The sequence below is a fragment of the Hydrogenophaga sp. IBVHS2 genome (assembly GCF_002127215.1).
In the GTDB taxonomy this organism is placed as follows: Bacteria; Pseudomonadota; Gammaproteobacteria; order Burkholderiales; family Burkholderiaceae_C; genus Hydrogenophaga.
Window position 1 is genome coordinate 248,194 of sequence record NZ_NFUT01000004.1, and the last position, 21,651, is coordinate 269,844.

Sequence of the window (21,651 nt, forward strand, 5' to 3'; positions counted from 1 at the left end):
CGGGACGGGGTCAGCCCCGGGCGCGCCGGGCCAGCACCTCGAAGGCCGGCAGGGTCTTGCCCTCCAGCACCTCCAGGAAAGCACCGCCGCCGGTGGAGATGTAGCCCACATCCTGCTCGATGCCGTATTTCGCGATGGCGGCCAGCGTGTCGCCACCACCGGCAATGCTGAAGGCCGGGCTGGCCGCAATCGCGCGGGCGATGGTCTCGGTGCCGTGGGCGAAGGCATCGAACTCGAACACGCCCACCGGGCCGTTCCAGACGATGGTGCCGGCCGCCTTGAGCTGCGCGGCCAGCAGGGCAGCGGTCTCGGGACCGATGTCCAGGATCAGGTCGTCGTCGTCCACCTCGGTGGCCTTCTTGACGGTGGCCGGCGCGTCGGCGGCGAAGGTCTTGGCAGTGACCACATCGGTGGGGATGGGCACCGCCGCACCCCGGGCCTTCATGGCCTCGATGACCGCCTTGGCCTCGCCCACCAGATCGGGCTCGGCCAGGCTCTTGCCGATCTTCAGGCCGGCGGCCAGCATGAAGGTGTTGGCGATGCCGCCACCCACGATCAGGTTGTCCACGTTCTTCGCCAGGCTCTGCAGGATGGTGAGCTTGGTGCTGACCTTGCTGCCGGCCACGATGGCCACCAGCGGGCGCTTCGGGTTGGCCAGGGCCTGGGCGATGGCGTCCATCTCGGCGGCGAGCAGCGGACCGGCGCAGGCCACCGGGGCGGTTTCGGCGATGCCGTAGGTGGTGCCCTCGGCCCGGTGGGCGGTGCCGAAGGCGTCGTGCACGAAGATGTCGCACAGGGCGCCGAGCTTCTTCGCCAGTTCCGGGGTGTTTTTCTTCTCGCCCACGTTGAGGCGGCAGTTCTCCAGCACCACCACCTCGCCGGGGGCCACGCTGAAGTCGCCGTCGATCCAGTTCGCCACCAGACGCACCGGGCGGTCCAGCAGCTGGCCCAGGCGGGCGGCCACGGGGGAGAGACTGTCCTCGGGCTTGAAGGCGCCTTCGGTCGGTCGACCCAGGTGGGAGGTGACCATCACCGCTGCGCCGGCCTCCAGCGCCATGCGGATCGCCGGCACGCTGGCCCGGATGCGGGTGTCTTCGGTGATGCGGCCGCTGTCGTCCTGCGGCACATTGAGGTCGGCGCGGATGAAGACACGGCGGCCCTGGGCCTGGCCGCTGGCGCACAGGTCGGAGAAACGGAGGAAGGAGGACATGGCGGAGTGGATGAAGCGGGATCGGTGAATCGGGGGATCAGCCGCCGATTGTAGGAAACCGCCGTCCGCCGGCACCCTGCTCCGGGTTCAGGCGCCGCAGGGCCGGAACAGGTTCAGGGCCTCGTCGCGCGCTTGGGTCTGCACACCCATGAGCCCCAGCACGCTGTGGAACAGGTGGTCGTGCGACACCGGGCTGGCCGCGCGCTGGCGCAGGCACCCCGTGCCCACCCCGCTGAGGGTCTGGAGAGCGGGGGAAAGCCAGGTCACCAGGGGGACCCGCTTCTGCTCGACCGGCGCGAATGCGTAGGGCAGGCCGTGGAGGTAGACCTGGCCCTCGCCCAGGGACTCGCCATGGTCGGACATGTAGATCAGCCCCGGCGCTGCGGTGCCGCTGCGGGCCTTGGCATCGAGCCAGTCCAGCGTGAGTCCGAGCACATGGTCGGTGTAGACGATGCTGTTGTCGTAGCTGTTGCGCAGCGCATCGATCGGGCAGTCGCCCAGGGTGATGGTGGTGCATTCGGGCTGGAACGGCTTGCGGTCGGCCGGAGCCCGCTTGAAATAGGCGGGCCCGTGGCTGCCCATCATGTGCAGCACCAGCACCGTGCCACGGCTTCGGCGCTGCTCGTCCAGGGTGGCCAGTTGCTGATCCAGGCTGCGAACGAGTGCCTCGTCCAGGCATTCGTCACCCTCGCACAGGGCGGGATCGGGCGCGGGCCGGGCCGAGGGCACGCGGGCGCAGACGCCCTTGCAGCCCGACTGGTTGTCGATCCACATCACCGCCAGGCCGGCGCGCTGCAGCACATCGAGCAGGTTCTGATGCCGGGCCGGCTGGTCGCCGCCCTGCTCGCGCGAGAGCGGCGAGAACATGCAGGGCACCGACACCTGGGTGTTGGTGCCGCAGGAGGTGGCGTCGGGGAAATTGACCAGCCCGCGCTCGGCGGCCCAGCGGGCCATGGTGGGCGTGGTTGGCCGGGCATAGCCGTTGAGACCCCAGTTGGCCGCCCGGGCGGTTTCGCCCACCACCAGCACCAGCAGCGGGGGCGGCGAGGCCGCCGCTGCCGGCCGGACCAGGACGGCATTCTCACCCACCGGGATGAGCGGACGGACCTGCTGCGGGACCTGATCGGCCACCAGCCGGGCCGAGGCATACACCGTGTTGAGCGGATTGATCATGTAGCGCACCGGCTTGTGGTTGCGCGCCAGCGAGGCCAGGTGCGAGTAACCGGGCAGGGCCACCGCCAGGGCCAGGGCCAGACCGATGCCGGCACCCGCCAGGTTGCGGCCGGTCTGGCCCAGAGGGCGTCGCCAGGACACCGGCCGACGCCAGATCCACCACAGCGGGGGACCGGCGACCAGCAGCACGCTCAGGGGCAGCGACCACGACATCAGGTCCCGCACCTCGCGGACGTCGGTATGAAGCACGTTGGCCATCATGGTGGGGTCGATGACCGCACCGTACTGCCACATGAAGTGGCTGTTGAAGGCCGCCACCACCACCAGCAGGCTGCACAGCGGGCGAAGCAGCCGTGGCCAGGCCAGCAGCGACAACAGGGCGGCCAGCACCCCCAGCACCGGCACCACCAGGGTCGCCGCCGCTGCCGCAGACCCCACATCCAGGACGCGCTGCCACAGCGGCAGGTTGCCCGCCGTGGCCAGCCAGACGGCCACCGGCCAGACCACGGTGGCCGGCGAGCGGGCAGTCAGAAGGGAGCGGGCCGCGACAGGCGGCGATGACGGAGTGGAGCGGGACATCGCGCCAGTCTGGCGCGCCGACGTTAACGCTACCTTTAGGGGTTCCCTGGCGCATCGAGGGCCGGCCAGCGCAGCATGAAGCGGGTCGTGGCCGGCGGCTCCCCGGTGTCCCGGAGCAGGCTGCCGCCGTGCTGTTCGGCCATGCGCTGCACCAGCCGCAGGCCCAGACCGAGCCCCGGACTGGCGGCCGTGTGCGGCCCGGCGTCCGGCCGCTGCCCGTCGTCGCTGACCGATGCACAGACCCAGGCGCCGTCCTGGAGCAGCTCCACCACGATCTGGGTGCCGGCGGGCGTGTGGCGCACCGCGTTGCCGATCAGGTTGCGCAGCGCCAGCTCCACCAGCATGGGGGGCGCTGCGATCCACCGCGGCCCATCGGCACCGACCAGCGAGACCTCGTGCCCGGTGGCGAAGGCCGCCGGCGCCGACTCGGCCACCAGCGCCGACGCCACCGCCGACAGGTCGGAACGGGCCACCGGATCGCGCTGCGCCCGGGCCAGGTCGAGCAGCTGCTGCAGGATGCGGCCGGCCCGCAGGGCCTCCTGCTCCAGCTGGTGCAGCCGCTCGGGGCTCGGGTCGCGGCCTGCAGCGGCGGACTGCAGGGCCAGCGAGGCCAGCGGCGTGCGCAGCTCATGGGCCACATCGCTGGCAAACTCGCGCTCGCGTCGGGCCTGTGCCTGCAACCGGTCGACCAGACCATTGATGGCCTGCACCGTGCTGGTGAACTCGCGGTAACGGTGTTCGGCACCGAGCCGGTCGCCGGCCTGGGCGTCCAGCGCCGCGACATCCTCGGACAGGTGGGTCAGCGGCCGGAGACCCTGGCGGATGGCCCAGCCCAGCAGCAGGGCCACCAGCGGCAGCACCAGGAGCGCCGGCCGGGCCAGCTGCAAGGTGATGTCGCGTCCCAGGTCGATGCGGTGTTCGATGTCCATGAGCACCGACACGGCCCGCCCGTCGTCGCTGCCGCTGCGCGCCGTGAACACCCGCCAGTGCACCGGATGGCCGCGCAGCTCGCCACGCACCGACAGGTAGCCGTTGCGCGGCGGTCCGGCGCGGAGGGCCAGCGAGCCGACCAGGTCGTGCGTGTCGGTGACCACCTGCTCCCGCCGCCATTCGATGACGGCCACCTCCTGCACATAGGCGCGGGGTCGTTCGCTGGCCCAGGGCTCGCCCGCCTTCGATGTTTGGCCGGGAGAGGCATCGAGCCAGAGCCGCGCCACCGCTTCCAGCTGACCGTCGGTGACCTCCTCGGCTTCATGGTGGCCGATCACCCAGGCCGCCACCAGCAGCGTGGCCCACACCAGCACCAGGGCGGCACAGGTCCAGCCCCACAAGGTGAACCACAGCCGCGGCTGGACGGGAGCCTCGGGGGACGGGGGGGCAGACGGATCGGTCATGGCGGTGGCACGAAGTAGCCCACGCCCCGCACGGTGCGGATCAGACCCTCGCCCAGCTTGCGCCGCAGGTGGTGCACATGCACCTCGATGGCATTGCTCTCCAGGGCCTCGCCGAAGCCATAGAGGGCCGCCTCGAGGCGCGACTTGGACAGCACCTGCGGGCTGGCCTGCAGCAGCACCAGCAGCAGGCCGAATTCGCGCGCGCCCAGCACCACCGGCTCGCCCGCCTTGAGCACCGTGTGCGCCGCAGGATCGATGACCAGGTCGCCATGCTCGATGGTGGGCTGGCTGCGGCCGTGGGCACGGCGCTGCATGGCCCTCAGCCGGGCCATCATCTCGTTGGCGTCGAACGGCTTGACGATGTAGTCGTCGGCGCCGCCGTCCAGGCCGGTGATGCGGTCGTCCACCCCGTCACGGGCGGTCATGATGAGCACCGGCAGGTCGTTGCGCGGCAGCGTCTCGCGGCCGGCCTGGGGCGAAGGCTGTTGGCGGATGCGGGCCAGCAGGTCGAGGCCGTCGCCGTCGGGCAGGCCCAGATCCAGCAGCACCGCATCGAACGGTTCGACCGCCAGCGCGGCCCAGGCCGACGCCACGGTGTTGCACACATCGCAGGCATGCCCGCCCTGGCGCAGCGAGGCCTGCAGCCCGGCCGCAATGCCGGGATCGTCTTCGACAACAAGAATCCGCATGGAAGAAAGCCGTGGGTCCGATGGGGTTTGCATTACGACCGATGGTCGCTGCGGGCGATTATGGGAGCCTGAGCCCCGGCCAGGACCTCATGGTCACATAAGCATGGCCGCCCACAATGCGTCGCATGCATGTTCTTCCCGCCCACACCTTGATCACCGCCCCTCCGGTCGGACCCGCCGCCGACCGGGCCTGGCGACAGCTGCTCGCCGGCTGGGCGGTCTTGCTGGTGCTGACCCTGCTGTGGGATTTCAGCGGACTGGATGTGGCGGTGATGCGGCAGATCGGGACACCGGCCGGGTTTGCGCTCCAGCACCATCCGGTGCTGGAACACCTGCTGCACGACCGGTTGCGTCAGGTCTACAGCGTGGTGCTGGTGCTGGCCTGGATCTGGGCCCTGGTGCCGGCCCGCTGGAGCGCAGCGTCCGGCCCGGACCGCCGCCTGGCGGTGCTGCTGGGCACGGCCGGACTGGTGCTCATCAACCTGATCAAGCACCGGAGCACCACCAGCTGCCCCTGGGACTGGCAGCTGTTCGGAGGCGCGGCCGAGATCGTGTCGCACTGGTCCTGGGGCGTGCGGGACGGGGGGCCGGGCCGCTGCTTTCCCGGGGGTCATGCCTCGACCGGCATGGGCTTTCTGGCGCTGGCCCTGCCCTGGCTGGTACCGCGGCAGCCGAACCTGCTCACCCCGGCGCGGCGCGAGGCCTTGCAGCGACGCGGCTGGCGCTGGCTGCTGGCGGCGCTGGCGGTGGGCGTGCTGTGCGGCGTGGTGCAAAGCCTGCGCGGCGCCCATCCCCCCAGCCACACGCTCTGGACGCTGGTCATCTGCGGCGGCGTGGCGCTGGCCGGCTGGCGCCTGTGGCCCCTCAAGGCGGGGGCCGGTGTTGCTTCACCAGCCCAGGCCCAGGCGCAGCGGCAGGTACACCAGCATGCCGACCACGATGGTGCCCAGAACGCCTTTGCGCCAGAAGAACCAGGCGGCCCCTGCCGCCGCTGAGAACAGGCGTGCGTCCTGCCAGGTGGTGACCAGCGCGCCCTGACTGACCACGATCTCGGGCACCACCACCGCCGCCAGTGCGGCGATCGGCGCGTACTGCAGCCCGCGCTGCGCCCAGTCGGGCAGTGTCCAGGGCTTGCTGCTGATGAAGAAGAATGACCGCGTGACCACCGTGATCGCGCCCAGCAGCACGATGGTCAGGAGCGTCCAGGGATCGAAGTCAAGCATGGTGCCCCCCTGCAGGGGTCGGACGCATGCGGTCCAGCACCAGGCAAAGGGCCACGGCGCTGGCGATCGCCACCACGATGTTGAGCTTGAGCGGCAGGGCATAGGCCGCCACCGCTGCCGTGCCCGAGATCGCCAGCGAGACCACCCGCAGCTTCGAGGTGGCCAGCGAACACAGCACCCCCAGCAGCGCCAGGATGCCGGCAAAGCCCAGACCCCACGCCACCGGCACCACGTTGGCCAGTGCGATGCCGGTCAGGCTGGCCCCCATCCAGGCCACATAGTTGACCCCGCAGTTGCCCATCAGGTAGGCCTGCTGCGCAGCCAGCTCCTGGGCATCGGCCCCCGGCCTGGGGTAGCGCCGGGCGAAGAAGACATAGCTCAGGTCGGCCGTGACATAACCGGTGACCAGCCGCTGCCAGCGCGGCAGGTGCATCAGGTAGGGGCGCAGATGGGCCGAGAACACCACGAAGCGCAGGTTCACGCAGAAGGCGGCCGCCAGGATCACCCACAGCGGCGCCCCCGCAACGATCATGGGCGTGGCGGCCAGCTGGGCGCTGCCCGCGTAGACGATGAGGGTCATGAGCAGGGCCTCGAGCGGCGAGAGGCCGCTCTGCACCATGGACACGCCGGTCATGAGGCCCCATGCGGCAATGCCCATGGCAGCCGTGGCCTGATCGCGCACCCCTTCCCGGAAGGCCGGATGCGCCCGGTGGGCGCGCAGGAAGAACATGGCTGCCCCTTCAGCCGGTCGCCGCAGTGCCCAGCGATTGACCCGGCGACAGCGGGAAGCCCCTGAGCACGTCGCTGGCAGGCAGCCGGCGTCCACCGGGCCGCTGCAACTCGGTCAGCTGCAGCACGCCCTGGCCCGTGGCCACCAGGACGCCGTCGGCATCGACCGCCTGCACCGTGCCGGCCGGCCGGGTCGTCGGCAGATCCACCACCCGGGCGGCCCACACCTTGAGCAGTTCCCCGCCGACCTGCGTGCTGGCGCCGGGGAAGGGGTCGAACGCACGGATCTGCCGGTGCAGCTCGGTCGCGGTCCGGCCCCAGTCGATGGTGGCTTCGGCCTTCTCGATCTTGTGCGCATAGGTCACGCCTTCGGCCGGTTGAGGCTGCGGCCGCAGCCCGCCGCAGGCGGCCAGTTCCAGGGCCTCCACGATCAGGCGCCCGCCCAGCGCGGCCAGCCGGTCGTGCAGCAGGGCGGTGGTGTCCAGGGGGTCGATGGGCACGGTCTCGACCAGCAGCATGTCGCCGGTGTCCAGGCCCTCGTCCATCTGCATGATGGTCACGCCCGTCAGGGCATCACCGGCCTCGATGGCCCGGTGGATGGGTGCTGCGCCGCGCCAGCGCGGCAGGACGGACGCATGGATGTTGAGACAGCCCAGGCGGGGCGTCGTCAGCACCCAGGCCGGCAATATCAGTCCGTAGGCCGCCACCACCATGGCATCGGCCCGGGCTGCCTGCAGGACGGCACGGGCAGCGGCCGCATCGTCGGGGTACTTGCCGTCCAGCCGCAGGCTGCGGGGTTGTGCCACCGCGATGCCGTGTGCCAGCGCGGCCTGCTTCACGGCCGAGGCCTGCAGCTTCATGCCGCGCCCGGCCGGGCGGTCCGGCTGGGTCAGCACCAGCGGCACGTCGAAGCCGGCGGCCAGCAGCCGCTCCAGCGCCACCCGGGCGAAGTCGGGCGTTCCGGCGAACACGACACGCATGGCCGGGCTCAACCGCGTTCCGCTTCGCGCTGGGCCTTGATCAGGCGGGTCTTGATGCGATTGCGCTTGAGCGGCGACAGGTACTCCACGAACACCTTGCCCATCAGGTGATCCATCTCGTGCTGGATGCACACCGCCAGCAGACCCTCGGCCTCGATGGTGCGCTCCACACCGTGTTCATCCTGGGCGCGCACGCGAACGGCCACCGGACGCTCCACGCCGTCGTAGATGCCGGGCACCGAGAGGCAGCCCTCCTCGCCCTTGCGGGTTTCCGGGCTGGACCACTCCACCACCGGGTTGATCAGCACCATGGGCTGGTTGCGCTCCTCGCTGACGTCGATCACGATGAGCCGCTCGTGCACATCCACCTGGGTGGCCGCCAGACCGATGCCGTGGGCCTCGTACATGGTGGCGAACATGCGCGCGACCAGCGCGCGGATGCGGTCGTCCACCACCGCCACCGGCCTGGCCACGGTGTGCAACCGGGGATCGGGATAGCGAAGGATGGGAAGCAGCTCGGGGGTGGTCATGGTCGGCGCGGAAACAACGGAGTGCGGGTGCCGCCAGCGACGACAGGCGGATGCCCGGCGACCAGCGGATCGAATGTGGGTATTTTCGCCACTTTTGCGACGGCACACCCGACCCCTCCCCCACAAACATTGCCTAATCAAGGGCTTGGGCGCAAAATCAAAAGCGACTTGTCAAGACACGAGCGCTGCCGCGCGCCGCTCCAGGGGCCCTACATGCCATCGAAATTCCCGCTGAAGTCCGCATCCCTCATCGCCCTGGCCGGTCTGGCCGCGCTGGCGAGCTCGACGGCTTCGGCACAGAACTTTCCCATCACGGATGCCCAGAAGGCCAAGGCCAACCAGGTGGCCCAGGCGGGCGTGCCGCTCTCGGAACTGTCGCCCAACGCCCCGGACAGCTACACCGTCAAGCGCGGCGACACGCTCTGGGCCATCTCGGGGCTGTTCCTGAAATCGCCCTGGCGCTGGCCCGAGCTCTGGGGCATGAACATCAACGACATCCGCAACCCGCACCTCATCTTCCCGGGGCAGGTGCTCTACCTGGACAAGACCGGCGGCCGTGCCCGTCTCACCACCCAGGGCCCGGGCGACGGCACCATCAAGGTCACGCCCCGCGTCCGCTCGGAGAGCCTGTCGGCCAGCGCGATCCCCACGGTGAACATGGCGGTCATCGAATCCTTCCTGTCCGAGCCGCTGATCGTCGACGAACCCACCTTTGCCAAGGCGCCGCGCGTCGTGGCCACCCAGGAGAACCGGGTTCTGCTGAGCCGCGGCGACCGCGCATACGCCCGTGCCCGCTCGGCCGACAACCCCGATGCAGCGCCGCTGGCCCTGGTCAACGGCAAGACCAGCAGCTACCGGGTGTTCCGCAACGCCGTGCCGCTGCGTGACCCCACCACCAACGCCATCATTGCCTACGAGGCCCAGTACGTGGGCAAGGTGTCGGTGGTCGGCAGCGAATCCACCGCAGAGACCACCGGTGCCGATGGCAAGAAGGTCACCGAAATCATCCCGGCCAGCCTCGATGTGGTCTCGGCCAAGGAAGAAATGCAGGTGGGCGACCGCCTGCTGCCCGAACCGGAACGTGAGTTCACGAACTACGTGCCCCGGGCTCCGCTGACCCCGCAGAGCGGTCAGGTCGTCTCGGTTTACGGCAACGCCGTCCGGTATGCCGCACAGAACCAGGTGGTGGCCATCAACCGGGGCCGAGAGCACGGCATCGAGCGCGGCCATGTGCTGGCGGTGCTGCGCGAGAGCAGCGTGCTCACCGACACCACCGACAGCGGTCGTCCGCAGGTGCGCCTGCCGGGCGAACGCAACGGCCTGATCATGGTGTTCCGCACCTTCGACAAGATTTCCTACGCCATCGTGCTGGACATCCAGGACGGTGTGCAGGTGGGCCATCGCTTCGTCAACCCCTGACACCCGGATGGGTCCGTCCGAGCGGGCCGCCTGGCTGCGGCTGCTGCTGACCCCCGGCGTGGGCCGGGTTTCTGCCCGTCAACTGCTGGCGTCCTTCGGCTCCGCGGAGGCGATCTGGCGCGCCAGCCGTTCAGCGTGGGCCGATTGTGTCGGTCCGGCCAAGGCGGCTGCGCTGAACGAGCCACCGCCCGACTGGGACAAGGAGTTGTCCCGGCTGGAGGCCTGGCTGGCCGCGGCAACCGATCGCCACATGGTGGCCCTGGGCGACCAGCGCTACCCGTCCCTGCTGCTGGAAACCCCCGATCCCCCGCTGGTGCTGTTCGTGCAGGGCCGGGCCGAATCGCTGTCCCGCACTCCGGCCCTGGCGGTGGTGGGCAGCCGCAACCCTACGCCCCAGGGCGCCGAGCATGCCAGAAGGTTCTCCCGGGCGCTGGCCGAAGCCGGCCTGACCGTGATCTCCGGCCTGGCCCTGGGCGTGGACGCAGAGGCCCACGCCGGTGCACTGGACGCCGGCGGCATCACCCTGGCGTGCGTGGGCACCGGCCTGGACCGGGTGTACCCGGCACGGCACCGCGATCTGGCCCACCGCATGGCCGCCGATGGCGCGATCGTCAGCGAATACCCGCTGGGCACACCGCCGCTGGCGGCCCATTTCCCCCAGCGCAACCGGATCATTGCAGGACTCAGTCAGGGCACCCTGGTGGTGGAGGCGGCCCTGCAGTCCGGCTCGCTCATCACGGCCCGGCTGGCAGCAGACATGGGGCGCGAGGTGTTCGCCATTCCCGGTTCGATCCATTCGCCGCAATCGCGGGGCTGTCACGCACTGATCCGCCAGGGCGCCAAGCTGGTGGAATCGGTGGACGACATCCTGGAGGAACTGCAGTGGTCGCCGAACCCGTCGGCCGCGGCGGTCACGACCGGGATGGCGGCGACCCCGACCGGCACCCCGGATCCGCTGCTCACGGCCATGGGCCACGAACCCATCGGGCTGGAGGCCTTGCAGGACCGTACCGGACTGCCCACGGCTCAGCTGATGGCCCGACTGCTGGAACTGGAATTGACAGGCCAGGTGGGCCGACTGCCCGGCGGGCGGGTCCAGCGACGGGCCCTGGCCTGAGCCGGCCGGCCTTCAGGCCAGCAGGCGACCCGGGTTGGCGTCCAGGCGCTCGAGCGCGTCGCGGGTGGCCCGCACGGTGAGCGCCTCTTCTTCGGTCGGCACCAGAAGACCGGCCTGCAGGTAGGCCGCCAGGCGCTGGGCCTGGATCAGGTAACAGCGCCCCGAATGCGTCACGAACATGCAGATCTGGCCGCGCTCGCTGCGCCAGGCCAGCTGCACGTTGAGCAGCTTGCCGGCATGGTCCAGACCGAACCAGGCACCGATCTGCAGCTCCTGGGCCCACTGTCGCATGGCCTCGGACGGCTTGCTGCCGCCCGCATTGATGACCTCGATGTTGCTGGCGTCGACACCGGTGATCATCTCGATGCTCTCGGCATCCAGGTCCAGGTCGCCCACGCCGTCCTGGGGCAGGTAGTCCTCCAGGTTGGCCAGGCGCTGGGAGAGGCGGTCGAGCTGGTCCTGCGCGATGGGCTCGGTGCGGGACATGAAGGCATCGGCCAGGGTGTCGCTGATGGACTTGATGTGCTGGTCCTGCAGCCCCTGCGGATAACCCAGCAGGCCCATGCCCTGGCGCAGGCGCTGCAGGATGCCCGGCAGCTGCTGGATGACGCGGGCCCGATCGTTGCGGCTGGGCTTGGCACCGGCCGCCCACAGCAGATCGGAAGCCACCTGCTTGAGCGCCTGGGTTTCCTCCGACTTCAGACCGTGCTTGACGCTGGCCACTGCCAGCACATCCACCCAGACCTTGAAGAAGAAGCTGCGGATCTCTTCCCGCACCGGCACGTCGTCGAGCAGCTTGCGCAGCTCGATGGTGTATTGCACCGACAGCGTTTCCTTCTGTTCGACCTGCTGGGCGACGCTCACCACCTTGCTGGCGTTGCCCTGACCGCGCAGGTGCGACGACAGGAACTTCTCGAACTCGTCGTACACCAGCTGGAACACGCGCCGACCGGTCTCGGGGTACTGTTCGATGACCTGCACCACGCGCTTGATCTCGGCTTCCAGGGCGGACGAGGTGACGTCCGAATCGAAACCCATGACGCAGGAACCCATGCGGTCGATGAGCTTGCGGGCCGGGTGCTGCAGCGCACTGAAGAACTCGGGTTCGGCCAGGGCGACCCGCAGCACCGGAATCTGGAGCCGCGCGAACCACACCCGCACGCTGGCCGGCAGGCGCTCCTCGGCGAGGATGCTCTGGAACATCAGCGCCACCACCTCGACGGTGGCCTTTTCGGTCGGGGTGCTGGCGGCCTGCTTGAGTTCGGCGGCGCGCTGGCGCAGGGCGGTGGCGGTGCGCTCGATGTCCACCGCATCCACCGGCGCAGCTGCGCCCCCGCTGCGGTACAGCCCGATGCCCATGCTGGGCGAGGCCGCCGAGCGGGCCATGGCCTGCTGCAGCTGCGGGGAGGGCGGCAGGACCTGGGTGGCCTCGAAGTCGCCGCTCACATGGTCGAGCAGCAGCCGCTTGAGCCGTCCGACCACGCCCTGCGCCCGCATGCGGGCCCTTGCCAGGGGCGAGGTGCCGGTCATCATGCGGGTCTCTTCCGACACCGAGGAACCCAGGCCGCTGGAGCGGGCACCGGTGCTCTCGTCGAATGCCGGAGCCCGGGCCTCGACCTTGGCGTTGGGTGCGCGCCGCACCAGCGACTGCAGGTCGATCTCCTTCATGACGCCGCTGGCCACCAGGAACTGGTTGGTGGCCTCGTAGGCCTCCAGCAGGGTCTGGGGCAGCTGCGCTGCCACCACGTCCTGCACCATGACCCAGGCCTCCCGGCTCAGGCCGGACGCCATCCACTGCTCGACAAACACCCGGCTCACCACCTCGGGCAACAGGATGTCGTTGCGCGACATTTCCTGTCGCCGCTCCAGATGCTGGATGCGCAGCCGAAGCTCATTGATCTCGCGAGAGGCCTTGTCCAGGATGCGCATGGCCAGCCGGGAAGCCACGATCTGGTCGTTCACGGTGCTGTCGTCGACCAGCTCCAGCTTGCCGGGCACGCTGGCCGGGCCGGCGGCCTGGGCCGAATGGTTGCGGTAGGCCTCCTGCAGCGCCGCCCGGGTCTGCTCGGCCCACTGGTTCTGGGCGCGCTGGAAGGTCATCCAGGCCTCGCGTCGCTGGGTGGCCTCCAGCGGCGAGCACATCTGATCGCGCAGCTCGGTCAGGCGCCCCTGAACGGCCGTGATCAGTTCGGGCATGACGCGTCCGACGCGAATCACGAAGAGTTCGCGCGCCTGACGGGCCAGCGGGGATGTGTTCTGTTGGGGCAGGGACACGGTCTCGCCAGTATGACATGAACACCGATACCCCCCACCGCCACTTCGGGGGCGGCCGGAGGGGCCTGTTGCGTCTTACACCACGGCGCCGCCGTTCGGGTCGTCCGGATCGCCCGCCGTCTTGGCCGGCTTGATCAGGTCCTCCCGCCGGATGCCCAGCCACATGGCGATGGCGGCGGCCACGAACACCGAGGAATAGATGCCGAAACAGATGCCGATGGTCAGCGCCATGGCGAAATAGTGCAGCGTGGGACCGCCGAACAGCAGCATGGACAGCACCATGATCTGGGTCGATCCATGGGTGATGATGGTGCGGCTGATGGTGGAAGTGATGGCGTGGTCGATCACCTGCTCGGGCGTCATCTTGCGCTGCTTGCGGAAGCTCTCCCGGATCCGGTCGAAGATCACCACCGACTCGTTGACCGAATAACCCAGCACGGCCAGCACCGCCGCCAGCACCGCCAGCGAGAACTCCCACTGGAAGAAGGCGAAGAAGCCCAGGATGATCACCACGTCGTGCAGGTTGGCGATGATGGCCGACACCGCGTACTTCCACTCGAACCGGATGGCCAGGTAGATCATGATGCCCACGATCACCAGGCCCAGGGCCAGCAGGCCGTTGTTCACCAGCTCCTGGCCCACCTGGGGTCCCACGAATTCGGTGCGCTGCAGCTGCACCGCCGGGTTCTGGGCCTTGAGGGCGGCAAACAGCTCCTCGCTCTGCTGGCCGGACGTCTTGCCCGCCTGGGCCGGCAGGCGCAGCAGCACGTCGCGGGACGAGCCGAAGTTCTGCACCGGGACTTCCAGGTAGCCCAGCGACTCCACCACCTTGCGCACAGATTCGAGGTCGGCCGGCTGCTCGTAGGCCACCTCCATCACCGTGCCGCCGGTGAACTCCACCGAGAGGTTGAGGCCGCGGGTGACCAGGAAGACCACCGCCAGGATGAAGGTGATGGCCGAGATCGCGTTGAGCACGATGGCGTGCTTCATGAACGGGATGTCGCGGCGGATGCGGAAGAATTCCATCGTGGATGCCTTTGTGGGGTCGTGCGGTCGGTGGTGGAGCCCGCTCGGTCAGTCGGCTTTGGGGGCCTGCACCTGACCGTCGGCGCGCCAGACGGTGCCGATGGACACGGCCTTGAGCTTCTTCTGGCGGCCGTACCAGAGGTTGACCAGGCCGCGCGAGAAGAACACCGAGGTGAACATGCTGGTGACGATGCCCAGGCAGTGCACCACGGCAAAGCCGCGCACCGGGCCGGAACCGAAGATCAGCAGGGCCACGCCGGCAATCAGCGACGTGACGTTGGAGTCCAGGATGGTGGCCCAGGCACTGTCGTAGCCGGTGTTGATGGCCACCTGGGGCGAGGCGCCCCGGCGCAGCTCCTCCCGGACCCGCTCGTTGATGAGCACGTTGGAGTCGATGGCCATGCCGATGGCCAGCGCCATGGCCGCGATGCCGGGCAGGGTGAGCGTGGCCTGCAGCATGGACAGCACCGACACCAGCAGCAGCAGGTTGAAACCCAGGGCAATGCTGGAGAAGGCGCCGAACACCATGTAGTAAATGCACATGAAGGCGACGATCACCACGAAGCCCCAGATCACGCTGTTGAAGCCCTTCTCGATGTTCTCGGCACCCAGGCTCGGGCCGATGGTGCGTTCCTCGACGATCTCCATGGGCGCGGCCAGCGAGCCGGCGCGCAGCAGCAGGGCGGTGTCGTTGGCCTCGGTGGTGCTCATGGCACCCGAGATCTGCACCCGGCCGCCACCGATCTCGGTGCGGATGACCGGGGCGGTGACCACCTCGCCCTTGCCCTTTTCGAACAGGATGATGGCCATGCGCTTGCCGATGTTGTCGCGGGTGACGTCGCGGAAGATGCGCGAGCCCTTGGCGTCCAGGGTGAGGTGCACGGCCGGCTGCTGGGTGTCGTCGAAGCCGGCCTGGGCGTCGGTGAGGTTTTCGCCGGTGAGCAGCACCTCGCGCTTGACGATCACGGCCTGGCCCGAACGCTCGGGGTAGCGCTCCGAACCGAACGGCACCGGACCGTTGCCCTGCTCGGCCGCGCGGCCTTCGGTGCTCTCGTCGACCAGGCGGACTTCCAGTGTGGCGGTGCGGCCCAGAATGTCCTTGGCCTTGGCGGTGTCCTGCACGCCGGGCAGCTGGACCACGATGCGGTCGGCGCCCTGCTGCTGGATCACCGGCTCGGCCACGCCGAGCTCGTTGATGCGGTTGTGCAGGGTGGTGATGTTCTGCTTGAGCGCCTGATCCTGCACCGCCCGGGCCGCTTCCGGCCGGATGGTGGCGGTGATGCGGGTGTCGGCGCCGTCGGGCGTGGTGACGACCTGCAGGTCGGCGAACTGGGCGCGGATCAGGTCGGTGGCGGCGTTCAGGGTGGCGGTGTCGCGCACACGCAGCTCGATGGCCTGCCCGTTGCGGCTGATGCCGCCGTGGCGGATGTTCTTCTCGCGCAGGGCATTGCGCAGGTCGGTGGTGAGCACGTCGATGCGGCGCTGCAGGGCCGCCCCCATGTCCACCTGCAGCATGAAGTGCACGCCGCCCCGCAGGTCCAGACCCAGGTACATCGGCGAGGCATGAAGCGCCGCCAGCCAGCCTGGCGTGCGGGGCACCAGGTTGAGGGCCACGACGTGGTCCGGTGCGGCCGGATCCGGGTTCAGCGCCTTGTCCAGCGCGTCACGGGCCTTGAGCTGGTCGTCGGTGGTGGCAAAACGTGCCCGCACCGACGTGCCCTCGAGCTGGATGGTGTCCGGCTGGAGGGACTGCTCCGCCAGCGCCCGCTCCACCCGGCTGACCGTGGACGAGTCCACCTTGACCGTGGCCCGCGCCGGCGACACCTGCACCGCCGGCGCCTCGCCGAACAGGTTGGGCAGCGCGTAGATGGCGCTGATCACCAGCACCACGACGATGATGGCGTACTTCCAGAGGGGGTAACGGTTCATGGCGCGGGCGGCGTGGGGAGCGGGGGTCGGAAATTACTTGATCGTGCCCTTGGGCAGCACCTGCACCACGGCAGAGCGCTGCATCTGGACTTCAAGGCCGTCGGCAAGTTCCACGCCGATGTAGGTCTCGCCCAGCTTGGACACCTTGCCCAGGAAGCCGCCGGCGGTGACGACCTCGTCGCCCTTGGCCAGCGCCTCGACCATGGCCTTGTGCTCTTTCTGGCGCTTGAGCTGCGGGCGGATCATCACGAAATACAGCACCACGAACATCAACACCAGGGGCAGCATGCCCAGCAGGGTGGACTCGGTGCCGCCGGCGGCGGCTTGGGCGTAGGCAGGGGAAATCAGCACGGGGGACTCCGGTTGCGTTGTCGACGGGCGCCCGCCAACCCGCCCCGGGGAGGGGCAGGTCAGCCGGCAGACAGCCGGGGATTGTATGCGGGGGGTCGGACCTGGCCGGGGTATCAGGCCGCCTGGGCCTGCGGGGCCGGGTCGGCCTGCGTCCGGCCATCCCACCGGGCCAGCAGTTCGGACCGCCGCTGCCGGGCGGCCGCCAGATGCCGTGCCTTCACATGGCCGAAGCCCTTGATCTGCTCGGGAATGCGCGCCAGATCGACCGCCAGCGCGTGGCGCTCTGCCGTCAGGCCGGTGCACAGGCGCCGGATGTCGGCACCGTATTCGACGATCAGGGCGCGCTCGGTGCGGCGCTCCTCGGTGCGGCCGAACACGTCCAGCCAGGTGCCGCGCAGGCCGCGCAGCCTGGCCAGCCACCGGAAGGCGGTGAACATGCCCGGGCCGAACTTCCGCTTGACCAGCTCGCCGCGTTCGTTGGTGCGGGAAAGCAGCGGCGGCGCGAGGTGCACATGCAGGGTGAAATCGCCCTCGAACTGGCTGGCCAGGCGGGCATGGAAGGCAGGATCGCTGTGCAGGCGGGCCACCTCGTACTCGTCCTTGTAGGCCATCAGCTTGAACAGGTTGCGGGCGACCGTCTCGGCCAGCAGCGTCCTGCCCAGCGGGGCCTCGGCCTGCCGCACCTGCTCCACCTGCTGCCGGTAGCGCTCGGCGTAGGCGGCATTCTGGTAGGCGGTGAGGAACTCCACCCGGCGCTTGATCAGGTCGTCCAGGGTCTCGCGGCGGCGGATCTGCACCACCTGGGCGGTGGCCGGGCGCACCAGGGTCATGACGGCCGCCGTGTCGTGCGCAGCGCGCCGGCCCCATTCAAAGGCGGCCTTGTTGCGGTCCACGGCCACGGCATTGAGCTCGATGGCACGCATCAGCGAGGCCAGCTGCAGCGGCACCCAGCCCTTCTGCCAGGCATAGCCCAGCATCATGGGGTTGGCATACAGGCTGTCTCCCATCAGCCGGGTGGCGGCGGCTTCGGCATCGAAGACACCCACCGCGTCGTCGCCCAACGACGACACCAGCGTGTCGACGCAGGCCTGGGCCGGGTTCTGCCAGTCGGGGTTGCGCACGAAGGCGGCCGTGGGTGTGGCGCTGGCGTTCAGGGCCACATGGGTGCGGCCGGCGCGCAGGCGCTGCCAGGTCTCCTTGTGGGCCGCCACGATGGGGTCGCAGCCCAGCACCAGATCGGCCGAAGCGGCCGACACGCGCGTGGTCCGGATCACGTCCTGATCGGCGCCGATGAGCACATGGCTCCAGGTGGCGCCGCCCTTCTGGGCCAGACCGGCCGCATCCTGCGTGACGATGCCCTTGCCCTCGATGTGCGCCGCCATGCCCAGCAGCTGCCCGATGGTGATGACGCCGGTGCCACCCACCCCGGCCACGATCACACCCCAGGCCTCGCCGCCCAGCACCGGCAGCGCGGGGTGGGGCAGGCTGCCGCCGGTCCATTCGGCTCCGGCCGCCCGGTTGTCCTTCTTGCGCAGCTGGGCGCCTTCCACCGTGACGAAGCTCGGGCAGAAGCCCTTGGTGCACGAGAAGTCCTTGTTGCAGGTGCTCTGGTTGATCTGGCGCTTGCGGCCGAACTCGGTCTCCAGCGGCTCCAGGCTCAGGCAGTTGGACTGCACGCCGCAGTCGCCGCAGCCCTCGCACACCGCCTCGTTGATGACCACCCGCTTCGTCGGGTCGATCAGGGTGCCGCGCTTGCGGCGACGGCGCTTCTCGGTGGCGCAGGTCTGGTCGTAGATGATGACCGTGGTGCCCTCGATCTCGCGGAAGGCGCGCTGCACCGCATCCAGGGTGTCGCGGTGCTGGATGGCGATGCCCTCGGGCAGGCCGGTCACGCCTTCGTACTTCTCGGGTTCGTCGGTGACGATGGTGATGCGCTTGGCACCCTCGGCCCGCATGCTCTGCGCGATCTGCACCACGCTGTGGCCTTCGGGCCGTTCGCCCACCTGCTGGCCGCCGGTCATGGCCACCGCGTCGTTGTAGAGCACCTTGTAGGTGATGTTCACGCCCGCCGCGATGCTCTGGCGGATGGCCAGGATGCCGCTGTGGAAGTAGGTGCCATCGCCCAGGTTGGCGAACATGTGGCGGTCATGGCTGAACGGCTGCTGGCCGACCCAGGGCACGCCCTCGCCGCCCATCTGGGTGAAGCCCACGGTGGCGCGGTCCATCCAGATGCTCATGAAGTGGCAGCCGATGCCGGCCATGGCGCGCGAACCCTCGGGCACCTTGGTGCTGGTGTTGTGCGGGCAGCCGGAGCAGAACCAGGGCTGGCGCTCGGCGCCCTGCACGCCTTGCGTCAGCAGCGTCTGCATCGAGCGCTCCTGGGCATCGAGGATGGCCAGATGGGCATCGATGCGCGCCATCACGTCCTCCGGGATCTGGCCGAGCTTCTTGAGGCGCCGGGCCAGCGCACGGGCGATCAGGGCCGGGGTCAGGTCGGCCTTGGCGCGCAGCAGCGTGTTGGCACTCGGGTTGGGGCGCGACCATTCGCCACCGCTGAAATCGCCCTCGTCCTCGTCGAACTTGCCCAGCACGTTGGGGCGCACGTCGGTGCGCCAGTTGTAGAGCTCTTCCTTGAGCTGGTATTCGATGACCTGGCGCTTTTCCTCCACCACCAGGATCTCGCGCAGGCCGGTGGCGAAGTCGCGCGTGATCTGCGCCTCCAGCGGCCACACCACCGCCACCTTGTGCAGCCGCAGGCCGATGCGACGGCAGGTGGCGTCGTCCAGGCCCAGATCGATCAGGGCCTGGCGGGTGTCGTTGAAGGCCTTGCCGCTGGCGATCACGCCGAAGCGGTCGTTCGGCCCGGCGATCACGTTGTGGTTGAGGCGGTTGGCCCGCACATAGGCCAGGGCGGCGTACCACTTGTGGTCGAACAGACGGGCTTCCTGGTCCAGCGCATGGTCGGGCCAGCGGATGTGCAGGCCGCCCGGGGGCATGTCGAATTCCGGCACCACGATCTGCACCCGGTGCGGGTCGATCAGGGCGGTGGCGCTGCTCTCCACGATCTCCTGGATCGTCTTCATGCTGGTCCACACGCCGGCGAAGCGGCTCATGGCAAAGGCATGCAGCCCCAGGTCGAGGATGTCCTGCACGCTGGCCGGAAAGAACACAGGCAGGCCGCAGGCCTTGAAGATGTGGTCGCTCTGGTGGGCCGCCGTGCTGCTCTTGGCCACATGGTCGTCGCCGGCCACCGCGATCACGCCGCCCCAGGGCGTGGTGCCCGCCATGTTGGCGTGCTTGAACACGTCCGAACACCGGTCCACGCCCGGCCCCTTGCCGTACCAGATGCCGAAGACGCCATCGAACCGGTTGCTGCCCGGCGGCGCAAAACCCAGCTGCTGGGTGCCCCAAAGAGCAGTGGCGGCCAGCTCCTCGTTCACGCCGGGCTGGAACACGATGTTCTGGCCCTTGAGGTGCGGCGCGGCCTTCTGCAGCGCCTGGTCGTAACCGCCCAGGGGCGAACCGCGGTAGCCGCTGATGAAACCCGCCGTGTTCTTGCCGGCCAGGGCGTCGCGCTGGCGCTGCAGCATGGGCAGGCGCACGAGGGCCTGCACGCCGCTCATGAAGGCCCGACCCTGATCGAGCGTGTACTTGTCGTCCAGGGTGACCGATTCGAGTGCCTGGCGGATGGACTCGGGCAGGGGCGCATTCATGGGGCGTTGTCTCCGGTGTGCCCCGTCGGGGCAGTCAGACAGCGAGTGTAGGAGGACGCTACCGAGAGGTGTTTGCGTTTCATGCCCACTTCAGACCAGATATCGGATGAATCTTTCTGAATTTCTGTTGAAATCAAAAGATTCATTCCACCGCTGGTCTGCCGGAGCATGCCATGGACACCCTGGACAAATTCGACATCGCCATCCTGCAGGAGCTGCAGGCCGACGGCCGCCTCACCAACGCCGAGCTCGCGCAACGCGTGGGCCTGTCGGCCGCGCCCTGCTGGCGCCGGGTGCGCGCCCTGGAAGAGGCCGGCTACATCCGTGGCTACCGGGCCGAGATCGACCGCGAGAAGGTGGGCCTGGGCGTGCTGGCCTTCGTGCGGCTGGACGCCGACCGCAACAGCGGCGACGTGACCCGCAGCCTGGAAGCCGCCATCCGCCAGGTGCCCGAGGTGGTGTCCTGCCACTACATCAGCGGCTCGGGCACCTTCGAGCTGCAGGTGGTCAGCCGCGACCTCAACCATTTCAGTCGGCTGGCGCGGGAGGTGCTGATCAACCTGCCCAACGTGAAGGACCTGCACACCAGTTTCTCGCTGGGGGAGGTCAAGGCGGCCGCCGCCCTGCCGCTGTCGCACCTGCTGGAGCGCCCACCGGGCCTCGGTCGCTAGCAGGGTTTCCAGCGGTTTCGTGAAGTTCCTCACCGCTGGTCGCCCCAGCGGTCAAAGCGAGCGAGCGGGCGGCGTTGTCCGGATAGATCGCGACCGATAGAGTACGAAACACTTACTTTCCTTCAAAGGTAAGTATCTTTTTAGTACTTTGTATGGGACTCGATCATGAAAGCTTCCCTCTCCCGCATCCTCGTCGGCCTGCTGGCCACCGCCGGCCTGATCGGCGCTTCGGTGAATGCCCAGGCGGCCACAGCCACCGGCAACTTCAACGTCAGCATCACCCTGACCTCCAAATGCGAGATCAACAGCACGGCCGCCTCCACCGGCGCCGTCGTTTCCGACATCGCACTCGCCTACACCTCGTTCCAGACCACCGCCGCAACCGGCAGCACCAGCTTCAACGTGCGCTGCACCAACAGCCTGCCGTACACGCTGGCCCTGGACGCAACCACCGTGACCGACCAGGCCCTGAAGCGATGAAAGCACCGAGGCTGCTGTGGCTGTTGCTGTGCATGCTCTTCGGGGCGGCAGCCAGCCCGTCGGAAGCTCTTGCCCAGAACGTGCTTCGCTGTTTGCCTTCCATCTCGCCGTCAACGGTAACGGTCGGGACCTCTGGTACGGGAATAACAGGACAGACGATCAAC

The 21,651-nt window shown here is 69.2% G+C and carries 18 protein-coding genes; 5 read left to right on the forward strand and 13 right to left on the reverse strand.

What is annotated here, in order from left to right; all coding sequences use genetic code 11:
• Nucleotides 1–10: 10 nt before the first annotated feature.
• From CAP38_RS11940 to CAP38_RS11955, 4 genes are all read right to left on the reverse strand, one after another.
• Nucleotides 11–1,210, reverse strand: coding sequence for a phosphoglycerate kinase (locus tag CAP38_RS11940; protein WP_086121623.1), 1,200 nt, complete (start codon nucleotides 1,208–1,210; stop codon nucleotides 11–13).
• Nucleotides 1,211–1,297: 87 nt separating this feature from the next.
• The gene (locus CAP38_RS11945) at nucleotides 1,298–2,962 is read right to left on the reverse strand and encodes a phosphoethanolamine transferase (protein ID WP_086121624.1); all 1,665 of its coding nucleotides are present in this window, start codon (nucleotides 2,960–2,962) and stop codon (nucleotides 1,298–1,300) included.
• Between the two features lie 35 nt (nucleotides 2,963–2,997).
• Nucleotides 2,998–4,356, reverse strand: coding sequence for a HAMP domain-containing sensor histidine kinase (locus tag CAP38_RS11950; protein ID WP_086121625.1), 1,359 nt, complete (start codon nucleotides 4,354–4,356; stop codon nucleotides 2,998–3,000).
• A complete protein-coding gene (locus CAP38_RS11955) occupies nucleotides 4,353–5,045 on the reverse strand; it encodes a response regulator transcription factor (protein ID WP_086121626.1) in 693 nt (230 codons plus the stop codon). The genes CAP38_RS11950 and CAP38_RS11955 overlap by 4 nt, the downstream gene beginning before the upstream one ends.
• Before the next feature lie 125 nt (nucleotides 5,046–5,170).
• On the opposite strand from CAP38_RS11955, the gene CAP38_RS11960 reads away from it, so the two are divergent.
• Nucleotides 5,171–6,040, forward strand: coding sequence for a phosphatase PAP2 family protein (locus tag CAP38_RS11960; RefSeq protein WP_179188539.1), 870 nt, complete (start codon nucleotides 5,171–5,173; stop codon nucleotides 6,038–6,040).
• On the opposite strand, the gene CAP38_RS11965 is transcribed toward CAP38_RS11960, so the two are convergent.
• Genes CAP38_RS11965 through def form a run of 4 tightly spaced genes read right to left on the reverse strand, consistent with a single transcriptional unit; the run spans nucleotide 5,933 to nucleotide 8,507 of the window.
• Nucleotides 5,933–6,268, reverse strand: a complete 336-nt coding sequence (locus tag CAP38_RS11965) for an AzlD domain-containing protein (protein ID WP_086121628.1) — start codon at nucleotides 6,266–6,268, stop codon at nucleotides 5,933–5,935. The two genes, CAP38_RS11960 and CAP38_RS11965, sit on opposite strands and share 108 nt — an antisense overlap.
• Nucleotides 6,261–6,998, reverse strand: a complete 738-nt coding sequence (locus tag CAP38_RS11970) for an AzlC family ABC transporter permease (RefSeq protein WP_086121629.1) — start codon at nucleotides 6,996–6,998, stop codon at nucleotides 6,261–6,263. Before CAP38_RS11970 ends, CAP38_RS11965 begins: the two co-directional genes overlap by 8 nt.
• A 10-nt stretch (nucleotides 6,999–7,008) precedes the next feature.
• Entirely contained in the window at nucleotides 7,009–7,977 is a 969-nt protein-coding gene (gene fmt / locus CAP38_RS11975) for a methionyl-tRNA formyltransferase (protein WP_086121724.1), read from the reverse strand.
• Nucleotides 7,978–7,985: 8 nt separating this feature from the next.
• Nucleotides 7,986–8,507: a peptide deformylase gene (gene def / locus CAP38_RS11980; RefSeq protein WP_086121630.1), complete on the reverse strand. Its 522-nt coding sequence runs from the start codon at nucleotides 8,505–8,507 to the stop codon at nucleotides 7,986–7,988.
• Between the two features lie 213 nt (nucleotides 8,508–8,720).
• Here def and CAP38_RS11985 point away from each other — a divergent pair, with 213 nt between their 5' ends.
• Complete coding sequence (locus CAP38_RS11985; RefSeq protein ID WP_086121631.1) at nucleotides 8,721–9,926, forward strand: LysM peptidoglycan-binding domain-containing protein; 1,206 nt, start codon at nucleotides 8,721–8,723, stop codon at nucleotides 9,924–9,926.
• 7 nt (nucleotides 9,927–9,933) lie between these two features.
• Entirely contained in the window at nucleotides 9,934–11,043 is a 1,110-nt protein-coding gene (gene dprA, locus CAP38_RS11990) for a DNA-processing protein DprA (RefSeq protein WP_086121632.1), read from the forward strand.
• A 12-nt stretch (nucleotides 11,044–11,055) separates the two neighbouring features.
• On the opposite strand, the gene CAP38_RS11995 is transcribed toward dprA, so the two are convergent.
• From CAP38_RS11995 to CAP38_RS12015, 5 genes are all read right to left on the reverse strand, one after another.
• The gene (locus tag CAP38_RS11995; protein ID WP_086121633.1) at nucleotides 11,056–13,317 is read right to left on the reverse strand and encodes a DUF1631 family protein; all 2,262 of its coding nucleotides are present in this window, start codon (nucleotides 13,315–13,317) and stop codon (nucleotides 11,056–11,058) included.
• Nucleotides 13,318–13,392: 75 nt separating this feature from the next.
• A complete protein-coding gene (gene secF, locus CAP38_RS12000) occupies nucleotides 13,393–14,343 on the reverse strand; it encodes a protein translocase subunit SecF (protein WP_086121634.1) in 951 nt (316 codons plus the stop codon).
• A gap of 48 nt (nucleotides 14,344–14,391) precedes the next feature.
• Nucleotides 14,392–16,272, reverse strand: a complete 1,881-nt coding sequence (gene secD / locus CAP38_RS12005; protein WP_086121635.1) for a protein translocase subunit SecD — start codon at nucleotides 16,270–16,272, stop codon at nucleotides 14,392–14,394.
• Nucleotides 16,273–16,305: 33 nt separating this feature from the next.
• A complete protein-coding gene (gene yajC / locus CAP38_RS12010; RefSeq protein ID WP_086121636.1) occupies nucleotides 16,306–16,623 on the reverse strand; it encodes a preprotein translocase subunit YajC in 318 nt (105 codons plus the stop codon).
• Nucleotides 16,624–16,736: 113 nt separating this feature from the next.
• Nucleotides 16,737–20,336 carry an indolepyruvate ferredoxin oxidoreductase family protein gene (locus CAP38_RS12015; RefSeq protein ID WP_086121637.1) on the reverse strand — a complete coding sequence of 1,200 codons (3,600 nt, stop codon included), beginning with the start codon at nucleotides 20,334–20,336 and terminating at the stop codon, nucleotides 16,737–16,739.
• Nucleotides 20,337–20,509: 173 nt separating this feature from the next.
• On the opposite strand from CAP38_RS12015, the gene CAP38_RS12020 reads away from it, so the two are divergent.
• Nucleotides 20,510–21,007 (forward strand): Lrp/AsnC family transcriptional regulator, encoded by a 498-nt coding sequence (locus CAP38_RS12020; protein WP_086121638.1) that lies wholly within the window; start codon nucleotides 20,510–20,512, stop codon nucleotides 21,005–21,007.
• A 165-nt stretch (nucleotides 21,008–21,172) separates the two neighbouring features.
• Nucleotides 21,173–21,487 carry a spore coat protein U domain-containing protein gene (locus tag CAP38_RS12025; protein WP_086121639.1) on the forward strand — a complete coding sequence of 105 codons (315 nt, stop codon included), beginning with the start codon at nucleotides 21,173–21,175 and terminating at the stop codon, nucleotides 21,485–21,487.
• The last annotated feature ends 164 nt before the right edge of the window (nucleotides 21,488–21,651 follow it).